This window comes from Herbaspirillum frisingense (genome assembly GCF_047325095.1).
GTDB lineage: Bacteria > Pseudomonadota > Gammaproteobacteria > Burkholderiales > Burkholderiaceae_D > Herbaspirillum > Herbaspirillum frisingense.
This window is the reverse complement of the sequence record NZ_CP168558.1, coordinates 2,274,817-2,286,890: the sequence shown is the minus strand read 5'-3', so window position 1 is coordinate 2,286,890 and position 12,074 is coordinate 2,274,817. Positions and strand designations below refer to the sequence as shown.

At 63.5% G+C, this 12,074-nt stretch carries 9 protein-coding genes; 2 read left to right on the top strand and 7 right to left on the bottom strand.

Annotated features, from left to right (window positions below):
• Positions 1–9: 9 nt before the first annotated feature.
• Both ACEOAC_RS10615 and ACEOAC_RS10610 read right to left on the bottom strand, forming a co-directional pair.
• A complete protein-coding gene (locus ACEOAC_RS10615; RefSeq protein ID WP_413444317.1) occupies positions 10–2,085 on the bottom strand; it encodes a TonB-dependent siderophore receptor in 2,076 nt (691 codons plus the stop codon).
• Between the two features lie 454 nt (positions 2,086–2,539).
• Positions 2,540–2,998, bottom strand: a complete 459-nt coding sequence (locus tag ACEOAC_RS10610) for a GNAT family N-acetyltransferase (protein WP_006463349.1) — start codon at positions 2,996–2,998, stop codon at positions 2,540–2,542.
• Between the two features lie 399 nt (positions 2,999–3,397).
• Between ACEOAC_RS10610 and ACEOAC_RS10605 the strand changes: the two genes are divergently transcribed.
• On the top strand, positions 3,398–4,972 hold the full coding sequence (locus ACEOAC_RS10605; protein WP_413444318.1) for a DUF3300 domain-containing protein: 1,575 nt from the start codon (positions 3,398–3,400) through the stop codon (positions 4,970–4,972).
• Between the two features lie 145 nt (positions 4,973–5,117).
• The gene (locus tag ACEOAC_RS10600; protein ID WP_413444319.1) at positions 5,118–6,815 is read left to right on the top strand and encodes a peptide chain release factor 3; all 1,698 of its coding nucleotides are present in this window, start codon (positions 5,118–5,120) and stop codon (positions 6,813–6,815) included.
• A 240-nt stretch (positions 6,816–7,055) separates the two neighbouring features.
• On the opposite strand, the gene ppa is transcribed toward ACEOAC_RS10600, so the two are convergent.
• The 5 genes from ppa to hemC form a co-directional block, all read right to left on the bottom strand.
• Positions 7,056–7,589, bottom strand: a complete 534-nt coding sequence (gene ppa / locus ACEOAC_RS10595; protein WP_413444320.1) for an inorganic diphosphatase — start codon at positions 7,587–7,589, stop codon at positions 7,056–7,058.
• 206 nt (positions 7,590–7,795) lie between these two features.
• Positions 7,796–8,995 carry a heme biosynthesis protein HemY gene (locus ACEOAC_RS10590; RefSeq protein ID WP_006463344.1) on the bottom strand — a complete coding sequence of 400 codons (1,200 nt, stop codon included), beginning with the start codon at positions 8,993–8,995 and terminating at the stop codon, positions 7,796–7,798.
• 20 nt (positions 8,996–9,015) lie between these two features.
• Entirely contained in the window at positions 9,016–10,230 is a 1,215-nt protein-coding gene (locus ACEOAC_RS10585) for a uroporphyrinogen-III C-methyltransferase (protein WP_102661901.1), read from the bottom strand.
• A 35-nt stretch (positions 10,231–10,265) separates the two neighbouring features.
• Positions 10,266–11,063 (bottom strand): uroporphyrinogen-III synthase, encoded by a 798-nt coding sequence (locus ACEOAC_RS10580; RefSeq protein ID WP_413628828.1) that lies wholly within the window; start codon positions 11,061–11,063, stop codon positions 10,266–10,268.
• A complete protein-coding gene (gene hemC / locus ACEOAC_RS10575; RefSeq protein WP_413628827.1) occupies positions 11,047–12,003 on the bottom strand; it encodes a hydroxymethylbilane synthase in 957 nt (318 codons plus the stop codon). Before hemC ends, ACEOAC_RS10580 begins: the two co-directional genes overlap by 17 nt.
• Positions 12,004–12,074 lie beyond the last annotated feature (71 nt).

The window sequence follows — 12,074 nt, the reverse complement described above, 5'->3', positions numbered from 1 at the left end:
ACGCGCCGCTCAATACTTCCAGCGCAGGCTCACCGTGCCGTTGATCGGTGCCGCATAGTAGGACTGGCTCCAGTAGACGGTGGTCAGGTACTGCTTGTTGAGCACGTTGTTCAGGCTGGCCGACAGGGTCAGGTTCTTGCTGATGTCATAGCTGGCCATCAGGTTCAACACCGAGTAACCGCCCTGGTAGGCGGTATTGCTGCTGTCGTAGCTGCTCTTGCTCTGGTAGTTCAGGCTGGCGCCGATCTTGGCCTTTTCCAGCTGCGGCAGGCGATAGGTGGTCGACAGGCGCAGCTGGCGGCGCGGGACGTACAGGCGTACCTGCTCGCCCTCGTCACCGGTGATGCGTTGCCAGACCACGCCGGCACCGACCTGCCAGTCGCGGGTGAGCTCACCCGACACCTCATATTCGATCCCTTCGGAGCGCGCATTGATGCCACGGTAATAGGCGCGGGCGCCGATGGTACCGGCCTGTTCGGCCACATTGCTCTGGTCGACCTGGAACACGGCCAGCGAGGTATTGAGCTTGCCGTCGGCAAACTCCCCCTTCACGCCCAGTTCATACGAACGACCGCGGGCGGCGGCCAGCACGGCGCCGGCAGCATCGGTTCGGGTCTGGGGATTGAAGATCTTGGTGTAGTTGCCGTACACCGAGAAATGCTCATCCAGGTCCACCGTCAGGCCGACATAGGGCGACAGCGCCGACTGCGCCAGCGCATGCGGTTCGCCATAGGCGTAGCCGGAGGCGTCGGCCTGGGTGTAGTTGGCCCCCAGCATCAGTTTCGCCCGGTCCGACAGGTTCAGGCGGGTGGCCCCATAGACGCTCTTGCGGCGGTCGGTGTAGCGACTGCCATCGGTCCCGTCATCGAAGACCGGCAGCGCAAAGCTGCCATCGAAGGCCTGCTGCCCGAACAGCTCGGTGCCAATGCCACGGCCGTAGTTGCTGACATCGACTACACGGGAGTTGGAGAGATTCACGCCCAGGTTGAATTCATGCTCGCGCCCCAGCAAGTTGTATTTGCCGCTGAGGTTGCTGTCCAGGTAGGCCTGGCGGTTCACGCCGGCATAGAGACTGGGATAGGCATACAGCCCGCCGCCGGTGCTCTTGTCGGGTGTGCCATAGACATAGAACAGGGCGGAATCGGTACGCATCTCGTTATAGCCCACCGTGCTCTTCCATTGCCAGCCTGCGCTGAGGTCCTGACTCAGTTCGGCAAAGACCCGCTGCTGTTCGGTATCCATTCGCGACCAGTCCGCAGATGTGCTGGTATTGCTACCGTAATGCGTGGCCGTGCCATCGGTATAGCTCAGGGGCAAGGCTCCCCACATGGCGCCCTTGCCATGCACTTTCTGATAGCTGTAGCCCAGGGTCAGCAGGGTGCTGCTGCTGAGGTTGGCCTCCACCACGCCGTAGAACAGGTCGCGCGTAGGGCGATAGCGGTCGAGGTAGGAATTGCCCTCCTGATGGCTTGCCACCACTCGCGCCGCAACAGTGCCGGCCTCGTTGACGGCACCGGAGATGTCGGCTTCCAGCCGGCGGGTATTCCACGAGCCATAGCTGAGCGCCGCCGAAGCCTGGAAATCCGTGGTCGGCCGCTTGCGGATGAAGTTGATCGTGGCCGACGGGTCGCCCGTGGAGGTGGTGAGCCCGTTGGCGCCGCGCACAATCTCCACGCGGTCGAACATGGCCATTTCGGTATCGCCGTACATCAGGCCGTAGGTCATGGGGATACCGATGCCATCGAACATGAAGTTGGTGATGTCGAAACCGCGTGAGGTGTAGTAGGTACGGTCGGTTTCCACGCGGTCCACCGTCACTCCGGGCGTGGTGGCGAAGACATCGTTGATGCTGGTGAGATGGAAGTCTTCCATCCTGGCACGCGTGACCACCGACACCGACTGCGGCGTCTGGCGCGGCGAGAGCGAGAACTTGGTCGCCGAGCGGCTGCGCTTGACGGTATAGCTGTCGCTGCCTTCGGTGGGCGGCTGCTCGACCTGCGGGGCCGAGACGGTGACCTCAGGCAAGGCGCCACTCTGGTCGGCGACTGCTTGCTGTGCCTGCGCACACAGGGTGAACCCGGCCATGCCGGCCATCAGCATCGCACGGCACAGAGGACGCAGGGAGGGATGGGAGTTTGATGCGGGAACGGCAGATGCAAATAGGGAGGGTGACATCAAAGTTATCCTGATCGAAGAAAAATTTGTCAGTTTCATTTATATAAATACGAATGATAATGGTTCGTATTTGTGACAAATTTTATGCTGTATCGTAGATTTCGTCAGGGAATTTCGTTCATTTCGACGCGTCTTTACATTTGTCCTGGACGGCGAAGCAGCTTGCCGAGCGATGTGGACACGTAAGCAGACAAAGACGACAGTGGGAAATACAGGAAAAAGTACGGAGAAGGCGCGGAGGGTGCGGCGACAGCCATTCGACCAACGGCAGCGCAGTGCGGGGAAGGTAGAGAAGGCGGAGAAAAAAGAGAGCGAAGGTAAAGACCACGACGGAGCGACGCGCTGCGCTCCGCCGTCTATGCATTTACTGCGGACTGGCCTGCCGGTAGATGTCCGGCCGGGAGATGTGCCAGACGAAATCGCCGCGATTGATGGCTTCGAATCCACAGCTGGCATACAGCCAGGGGGCCGTCGAGGTGGTCAGCATGACCCGGCGCAGCTTCTGCAGGGTGGGATGCTGGTTCACCGACTCGATCATCCAGCGGCCCAGGCCCTGGCGGCGCAGGTCGCTGATGACGAAGACGTCGCACAGGTAGCCGAAGGTGGCGTGGTCGGTCACCACGCGGGCGAAGCCGATCTGCTCCTTGCCGCGATAGAGGCCGAAGCACAGGCTGTTGGCAATGGCGGTGCGTACAGTGTTCAGGTCGATACCGGGGGACCAGCTCGATTGGGTCAATACGTCGTGGATGAGGGGGATGTCCAGCCGGTCGGGATCGGTGTCGATGAGGAAATCATCGCGCCGCCAGATCAGGTGATGGCTCATGGTCGTTCCTTGCTTGATGGCTTGTTGTCGTAAAAAGATTGCCTGATGCGGTGCTGCGAAAACAGTTTGGAACGTTTCCCCTCTTCGGTCGTGTCAGTGATTCATCTGCGCACGGGCGATAAGCCGCCCGATTGATCGATTCCATTGATGAGATTTGTTCCGTGGCCGTTCATGATGCCACACCCGCCCCCGCCTTGCGCAAGGCTTTCCACCGGGCAAGCGGCCTACACGACCAAGTTGCCACCAGGTTGCGCCCCCATCCGGCCACTGAAACATCGCTTGCACTTCCGTTACACCTCCCTCTTGCCGGTTGACGGACTATAGGTTCACTTCAATGCGTTGGAAGCCGAATACTTCTTCAGTCCCTTCCTTCCCGCGCAACTCGGCAAGGAGAATGACGTGAACAAGAAATCCCTGGCCTGGGCCGCCTGCCTGCTGTTTTCACTGGTCTCGGGCCTGCCCGCGCAGGCGCAAAGTGCCTACCCCGCGGTACCGGCCGCCCCGCCCGTCTACACCCAGCAACAACTGGACCAGATGCTGGCGCCGGTGGCCTTGTATCCCGATTCGCTGCTGGCACAGGTGCTGATGGCCTCGACCTATCCGCTGGAAGTGGTGCAGGCGCAGCGCTTCGTGGAAGCCCGCCCCGGCCTGCAAGGCGATGGCCTGGCGCGGGCGGTGGCGTCCATGCCCTGGGACCCGAGCGTGAAGGCGCTGGTGCAATTCCCCTCGGTATTGGCCATGCTCAATGACCGCCTGGACTGGACCCAGCAGATGGGCCAGGCCTTCCTGGGCCAGCAGGCATCGGTGATGGACACGGTGCAGAACCTGCGCGAGCGTGCGCGCATTGCCGGTACGCTGGAATCCAGCCCGCAGCAGCGCGTAGTGGTGCAGGATGAAATGATCGAGATCGTGCCGGTCAACCCGCAGGTGGTCTATGTGCCCTACTACAACCCGGTGGTGGTGTATGGCGACTGGTGGTGGCCGTCGGCACCGCCCGTGGTGTGGGCGCCGCCGCCGCGCTACCGCCCGCCCAGCTATGCGCCCGGCTTCTCGGCCAGCATCAGCTTTGGCGCCGGGATCGGCGTGATGAACGCGGTGTTCGGCGATGCCCGTCCCGACTGGCGGCAGCGGCAGGTGATGGTGAGCCAGACCCGCATCAATAACGTCACCAATGTCACCAACGTGAACAACATCAACAACACCCGGGTGGTCAATAACGTCACGGTCAACCAGCGGCCGGTGGTCTGGCATCACGATGCGCGCTATGGCGGTGGTGGCCGTTACGCCCGGCAACCGGCACCCGCCCTGACTCCGCCGCCCGGTCCGGGGCAAGCTCAGGCCCAGGCCGCACCATCGTGGCGCGATCACCCGATGCCGGGCGCCCAGCCGCGGCCGCTCCCGGTGGCGGACAATGTCCAGCAGCGTGTGGCCCAGCAGGATCAGTTGCGTCAGCGCCAGGCGGTGGAGCAGCAACACCAGCGGGAGCAGCAGGCCAATGAGCAGCAACGCCAGCGCGAACAGATGATTCGCCAGCAGCAGGATCAGCGCGAGCAGCAAGGCCGGGAACAACGCCAGCAGCAACAGGCGCAGGAGCGGCAATGGCAGCAGCGCCAGCAGGAGACGCAACAGCAACTGCAACATCAGCAACAGACGCAGCAACGGCAATTGCAGCAGCAACAGCGTGAACAGCAGATGCGCCAGCAGGAGACGCAACAGCAACTGCAGCACCAGCAACAGATGCAGCAACGGCAATTACAACAGCAACAGCGTGAACAGCAGATGCGCCAGCAGCAGCTGCAGAACCAGCAGCATGATCAGCAGCGCCAGATGGAACAGGCGCGGGAACAGGCCCGCCAGCACCAGGAACAGGCGCAACGCCAGCAGGTCCAGCAGCAGGCACGCCAGCAACAGCAGAGGGAGCAGCAACGCGACCAGCATCCTCGGCGCGAAGAGCGCCGTGACGAACGTTCCTGAGGAGAACGTTCCTGAGCACCGTTACAAAGCACTCTTCGCAACGGCCCGCCCCGGCAGAGCTTGCCATCCGGCAAACATGCGGGAGCGCGGGCCGCTTCAGTTATAATCTCGGGTTCTCCAGAGCTTTCCAAACAGGCGACCCGCCATGCAAGAACCCAGCAACGCACTCCCCGACGTCGCCAGCAGCGCTGCCGACGACGCCTCCGACGCTTCGGACGTCTCCAGCGGTGGCCGCAAGGTCTCGTCCGACCTGATCGCGCGCGAAGTGAAGCGCCGCCGTACCTTCGGCATCATTTCCCACCCTGACGCCGGCAAGACCACGCTGACCGAAAAGCTGCTGCTGTTCTCGGGTGCGATCCAGCTGGCCGGTACCGTGAAGGCGCGCAAGAGCGGCCGTCATGCAACCTCGGACTGGATGGAGATCGAAAAGCAGCGCGGCATCTCGGTGGCCAGCTCGGTGATGCAGTTCGAGTACCGCGACCACGTGGTCAACCTGCTTGACACCCCGGGCCACCAGGACTTCTCCGAAGATACCTACCGCGTGCTCACCGCCGTGGACTCGGCACTGATGGTGATCGACGCCGCCAAGGGCGTGGAAGAGCAGACCATCAAGCTGTTGAACGTCTGCCGCATGCGCAATACGCCCATCATCACCTTCATGAACAAGCTGGACCGCGAAACCCGCGATTCGCTGGAGCTGCTCGATGAGCTGGAGTCGGTGCTCAAGATCCAGTGTGCACCGGTGACCTGGCCCATCGGCATGGGCAAGAACTTCCGTGGCGTGTATCACCTGCTGCGCGACGAGATCATGCTCTTCAAGGCCGGCGAAGAACGCGCCAACGGCAACGTGGAAATCATCAAAGGCATCGACAACCCCAAGCTGGCAGAGATGTTCCCGCTGGAGATCGAACAACTGAAGATGGAGGTGGAGCTGGTGCATGGCGCCTCCCACCCCTTCAACCTGGAAGACTTCCTGGCCGGCGTGCAGACGCCGGTCTTCTTCGGTTCGGCCATCAACAACTTCGGCGTGCGCGAGATCCTCGACGCGCTGCTGGACTGGGCGCCCGGTCCGGGCGGCCGCGACGCCACCGTGCGCGAGGTCAAGCCGACCGAGGAGCCCTTCTCCGGCTTCGTCTTCAAGATCCAGGCCAACATGGACCCGGCGCACCGCGATCGCATCGCCTTCCTGCGCGTGTGCTCGGGCCGCTTCGAACGCGGCATGAAGTTGAAGCACCTGCGCCTGAACCGTGACATCAAGGTGTCCTCGGTGGTGACCTTCATGGCCTCCAGCCGCGAGCAGGTGGAAGAGGCCTATGCCGGCGACATCATCGGCCTGCCCAACCACGGCAACATGCAGATCGGCGACAGCTTCTCCGAAGGCGAGATGCTGCAGTTCACCGGCATCCCCTACTTCGCGCCGGACTTCTTCCGGGTGGCGCGCATCCGCAATCCGCTCAAGATCAAGCAGTTGCACAAGGGCCTGCAGCAGTTGGGCGAAGAAGGCGCGGTGCAGGTCTTCAAGCCGGTGACCGGCAGCGACCTGATCCTGGGTGCGGTGGGCGTGCTGCAGTTCGAAGTGGTGGCCAGCCGTCTGTTGAACGAATATGGCGTGGATGCCGTCTTCGAAGGGACCAGCATCAGCAGCGCCCGCTGGATCACCTGCGAGGACAAGAAGAAGCTGGCCGATTTCGAACGCTCCTCGGCCGGTGCCAACCTGGCTGTGGATGCGGCCGGCAACCTGGCCTACCTGGCCAGCTCGGGCGTGAACCTGCGCCTGACCCAGGAACGCTGGCCGGAAGTGACCTTCCACGCCACCCGCGAGCACGCCGCCAAGCTGGATTAAGACTAGCCTGAGCCCCTCTCCAGACCGTTCGGACTGAGTAGACGCGCAGCGTCGTATCGAAGACGCAGCGGCCGCAGACAAGGCGCTGACGGAGCGCCCCTTCGCCAGGCTCAGGACAGGCTTCGATATGGCCCATCCGGGCCTACTCAGTCCGAACGGAGGTAGGTAAGCGAAGTATCAAAAAAAATCGCCCGACAGGCGCAAACCTGTCGGGCGATTTTTCTGGGTATGGCGTCGGGATTACTTGGCGTTCTTGAACGCTTCCACACCGGCCAGGATTTCGGCGCGGGCAGCGTCCGGGCCTTCCCAGCCTTCGACCTTGACCCACTTGCCCTTTTCCAGGTCCTTGTAGTGTTCGAAGAAGTGCTTGATCTGGTTCAGGCGCAGTTCGTTCAGGTCTTCCGGCTTTTGCCAGTGGGTGTAGATCGGCAGGATCTTGTCGACCGGCACGGCCAGCAGCTTGGCATCGATACCGGATTCGTCGGTCATCTTCAGCACGCCGATCGGGCGGCAGCGCACCACCACGCCCGGGATCAGCGGGAACGGGGTGATCACCAGCACGTCCACCGGGTCACCGTCCTGCGACAGGGTCTGGGGAATGTAGCCGTAGTTGCACGGGTAGTGCATGGCGGTGCCCATGAAGCGGTCGACGAAGATGGCGCCGGTGTCCTTGTCCACTTCGTACTTGATCGGATCGGCGTTCATCGGGATCTCGATGATCACGTTGAAGTCATTGGGCAGGTCGCGGCCGGCGGGGACGTTGTTCAGGCTCATGGGATTCTCACTAGGGAAAGAAAACAGAAAGCTTTTTCGCGCAGGCCGTACGGCGGGCCTGATCGCGGAAAGCCGCAATTATAGCGGCAATCGGACTTGGGTCTGCATCTTGGCGGCTGCAACTTACGCCAACATGACAGTCGCCTGCAAAAAAGGCGGAAGGGCTTGCACCGCTTCCGCCTTGGTCATTCCTGCCTGCAACAAGTTCAACGGATGGCCGTGGCCAGGGCGCATTGCTTGTAGTGGGCGGCGGCCTGGTCCGGCTGGTCCAGCGCTTCATGCAGCTGCGCCAGCGCCAGATGCGATTCGCGCACGGTGCGCGGCTCGATGGCGTCCGACAGGGCTTGCTCCAGATGGCGCTGGGCCTTGCCCCACAACTTCTGGCGCAGGCAGAACATGCCCAGGGTCAGGGCCAGTTCGGCGTCGGTGGGATTGCGGGAGAGCCAGGATTCGCAATGCTCGATCTGCGACAGCAGCGCCGGCGAGCCTGCCTCGGCCGTCGATTCGCGGTAGGCACGCAAGAGGCGGATATCCCAGTCGGCCGCCAGGGCGCGTTCCAGCAGGCTGCGCGCTTCGTCATGCAGGCCACGGCTGGAGAAGGCCTGGGCCGCGCGCACGGCGATGTAGGGCTTGAGCTTGTCGGTGCCGGGAACACCGTTCCAGAGCAGGCGGATCGATTCGGCATCGTGCGCCCTGTCCGACAGCAAGGCGTCGTAGGACATCTCGCGCAGACGGTTGGACAGCGCCGGATGCAGGGCATTGCGCTTGTCCAGGGTCTGCAGCAGACGCAATACCTCGGGCCAGTTCTTGGCTTGCTGGTTGGCCTTGAGCGCCCACTGCAGCGCCTGGATGTGGCGCGTGCCGTTGGCGTTGAGTTCTTCCACCGTTTCCAGCGCCTGCTTGAAGTGGTGTTCATCCACCTGCAGTTCGAGCGCGGTCATCAGGCGCGCCGCCTTCAGGGTGGGGTCGACCTCGGTGCTGGCCAGCCAGATGTCGCGGCGTTCGCCCTGGCGCATGCGATGCGCGGCGCGGGCGGCGATCAGGGCCGCGATGCCGGCATTGTCGGCCAGGTCGGAGGCACGGGTGGCCGACTTTTCAGCCTGGCCGAAGCGACCTTCGAAATAGGCCTTGAGCGCATCGCGCAGGGCCTTGTTGCTTTCGTTCTCGCGCTTGGCACGGCGATAGGCGATCACGCGGCCAGGCAGCTTCTGGGTCAGGCGCACGGCGCGGATGACCACGTAGATCGCCAGGAACACCGCCAGCACGGCGAAGATGAAGAAGTTCAGGGACAGGTCGATGCGGTACGGCGGGTAGAACAGCACCACATTGCCCGGGTTGAAGCGTGCCAGCACGGCCAGGCCGATGGCGGACGCGAAGAGGGTCAGGAGCCAGAGCAGTATTTTCATATCAGGTATGCGTCAGCGGCTCAGGGACGGGCCTTGTAGTTGCGCACCGCGTTGAGGCTTTCCGCCAGCGTGGGCAACTGGATGGACAGGTTGCTGCCCTGCACCTGCTTCAACAGCGACTGGGTGGTCTGGACCTGCTTGGCACGGGTATCGAAATACTTGGCGATGGTGTCCTGGGCCGAGGCCAGATCGTTGCGGAAGGCGAATTCGTTGCGAGACAGCAGCGCCAGGCGGGCATTCAAGAGGCGCAGCTTGAGGTTTTCGCGCACGAAATAGGCCTGACCGGGCGAGAGCAGGATCGCCTCGGGCGTCTGCACTTCGCGGATGCGCACCAGCTGGCGCAGCTCGGACCACATCTCGGTGCTCATGCTCTGCCAGGTTTCACGGGCGCCGGCCAGCCATTGCGACCAGGCGGAGGCTTCGGCCGGTGCGGCTTCGGCCTTGGTGTTGGTCTTGGGATGCGCGGCATTGGCCTTGCTGACCGGGGCCGCAGCGGGCGCCGGGCTCACGCGCTGTGGCCGGGGTTCGGTGGCCGATTCCACCGGACGCTCGTCCACCAGCAACGGCATGTTGTCGATCTGGCCGATGGCGCTGTCCAGGCGCACGGCGATGCCGGCGATGTCCACCGTCGGCAGTGCCTTCAGACGTTCGATGTCGCGCGCGATGGCGCGGCGGATGACGATGAACTGCGCCTTGTCCGAGCGCGACAGGCTCTTGTCGGCATTCTGCAGGGCGATCAGGGCGCCCTGGACGTTGCCGGCCAGCTCCAGCTGCTGGTCGGCGGTGGAGAGCACTTCCTCGATCTCGGAGAGGGCCCAGTCGTCGCGGTTCTTGTTGAGGTCCTGGTACATCTGTTCCAGGGCCAGTTGCTGGCTCTGGGATTCGGCCTGCTTGCTGTCGAGCACGCTGACCTTGGATTGCAGTTCCTTGGTGCTTTCCTGCACGCTCTTCAACACGCCCTTGAGCTCATTGCTGCTGTTGTCGCCGCTCTGCAGGCGCTGCGCCACTTCGCTGCGCAGGTCGCGCAGTTCGGAATGCGAGACCCACCACTGTGCGCCCAGGCCGGCGATGACCAGCAGCAGCACGACGGTCTGTGCCCGCTGGCGACGGCGGATCACGGCGGTGCCGTCCGGCGTGGTGAAGGTATAGGACGCCTGCGAGGCGGCCGCACCAGCGCTCTGGCTGGCTTGCGGCTGGGGCTCCGGCAATTGGGGAGTGGATTGCTGTTCGTTCATGGGCTGGATTGTAACGCGGCAAATTACGCGGCCACTCAAGTAGCAGAGGCAGCAAGGGCAGCAAGCAGGCGCTCATCGCCCGAACCGGTCTGGATCACCTGCACGAAGCCCTGCTCCCGTGCGTTCTCGGCGATCCTGTGGTGCGAGACGAAGATACGCTGTCGTTGCAGTTTTACCACACGTTCCTCGCCCCCGGCTAGTCTTGCCAACTCCAGCAAATTGCGCAAGGCCTCCGAACTGGTGATCACCCAATCGGCTCCACCGTCCAGCAAATCCAGCAGCTGCGGGCGAGTTTGCGCATCCAGCACCGGGGCCAGGCGGCGATAGGCGGTCAGGTGTTCGACCATCACGCCGTGTTGTTGCAATGCTTCACTCAGGAAGTCACGGCCGCTCTGGCCGCGCACGATCAGAGCACGACGACCGCGCAATTGTTCCAAGGGGAGGGATTTGAGCAATTCTTCCGAATCCATCTTGTCGGCCCGCTGCGGGCCGTAGAGAGTGGCATTGGAAGCCTGTATGCCATGCGCGCACAGGGCCAGCCGGCTGCCCTCGCCGACGATGCCTATCGGCAGTTCACTTGGCCAGCCATCCAGGTGAGCGAATGCGGCATCGATGGCATTGGGACTGACGAAGACCACCAGCGCAAACTCCTGCAAGCGCGACAGTGTGGCCAGCAGGGTGCCGACATCCTCGACCGGCGCGATCTGCAGCAGCGGGAACACCACCGCTGCCCGCCCCAGCTGCCGCACGGCGTCGGCAAAGGCCTGCGCCTGCTGCAGTGGTCGCGTGACCACCACCGGCAAGCCGCCTGCCGACTCAGCTGGCAGCGGCATCGGCCTGGGCCTTGCAGGCGGCCAGGATGGCGTCGGCGCCACGGGCCTTGAGCAGATCGGCAACCTGGGCGCCCAGCGCTTCCGGCGCGGCTGCCGTGCCTTCGGCTTCGGCGGCAGCGGCCTGTTCGCCGTCGGGCGTGGCGATCATGGCGCGCAGGTGCAGGCGATCGCCGTCCAGCGTGGCATAGGCCGCCAGTGGAATCTGGCAGCTGGCACCGAAGATGCGCGAGACCGAACGTTCGGCCGTCGAGACCACGGCGGCGGCTTCGTCGTGCAGCGGCGCCAGCAGGCGCTTGATGTCGTCGCGGCCCTCCGGGATTTCGATGGCCAGCGTCCCCTGCCCCGGCGAAGGCAGGCTCTGCTCGGGCTCCAGGAAGGCACGGATGCGCGCCTTCAGGCCCAGGCGATTCAGGCCGGCCACGGCCAGGATGATGGCGGCATAGTCGCCGCGATCCAGCTTGCCCAGGCGGGTATCGAGGTTACCGCGCAGCGGCTTGACCACCAGCTCCGGATAACGGGCGGCGATCATGGCCTGGCGACGCAGGCTGCTGGTGCCGACCACGGCGCCGTCGGGCAGCTCGTCCAGCGAGGCGTAGTCGTTGGAGACGAAGGCATCGCGCGGGTCTTCGCGCTCCAGCACGGCGGCCAGCTCGAAGCCTTCGGGCAGATCCATCGGCATGTCCTTCAGGCAGTGCACGGCCAGGTCGGCGCGGCCTTCGGCCATCGCCACTTCCAGTTCCTTGACGAACAGACCCTTGCCGCCGACCTTGGAGAGCGTGCGATCCAGGATCTGGTCGCCACGCGTGGTGGTGCCGAGGATATTGATGCTGCACTGCGGATATAATGCCGCCAGACGGTCTCGCACGTATTCGGCCTGCCACATGGCAAGGCGACTTTCACGCGAAACGATGACGATGTTGGAAGGAGGAAATTCTTTCAAGACGGGCTTTCCGATTCAGTCGTGGCACCCGCGGCAGAGGAGACAAGGAAAGCAGGAGACCGGCGAATCCA

Excerpts from the sequence above, each read along its gene's own strand:
- ppa (WP_413444320.1), bottom strand. The coding sequence starts at position 7,589 with ATGAGCCTGAACAACGTCCCCGCCGGCCGCGACCTGCCCAATGACTTC.
- ACEOAC_RS10580 (WP_413628828.1), bottom strand. The coding sequence starts at position 11,063 with ATGCCGCTGCCAGCTGAGTCGGCAGGCGGCTTGCCGGTGGTGGTCACG.
- ACEOAC_RS10600 (WP_413444319.1), top strand. The coding sequence starts at position 5,118 with ATGCAAGAACCCAGCAACGCACTCCCCGACGTCGCCAGCAGCGCTGCC.
- ACEOAC_RS10590 (WP_006463344.1), bottom strand. The coding sequence starts at position 8,995 with ATGAAAATACTGCTCTGGCTCCTGACCCTCTTCGCGTCCGCCATCGGC.
- ACEOAC_RS10615 (WP_413444317.1), bottom strand. The coding sequence starts at position 2,085 with ATGGCCGGGTTCACCCTGTGTGCGCAGGCACAGCAAGCAGTCGCCGAC.
- ACEOAC_RS10610 (WP_006463349.1), bottom strand. The coding sequence starts at position 2,998 with ATGAGCCATCACCTGATCTGGCGGCGCGATGATTTCCTCATCGACACC.
- ACEOAC_RS10585 (WP_102661901.1), bottom strand. The coding sequence starts at position 10,230 with ATGAACGAACAGCAATCCACTCCCCAATTGCCGGAGCCCCAGCCGCAA.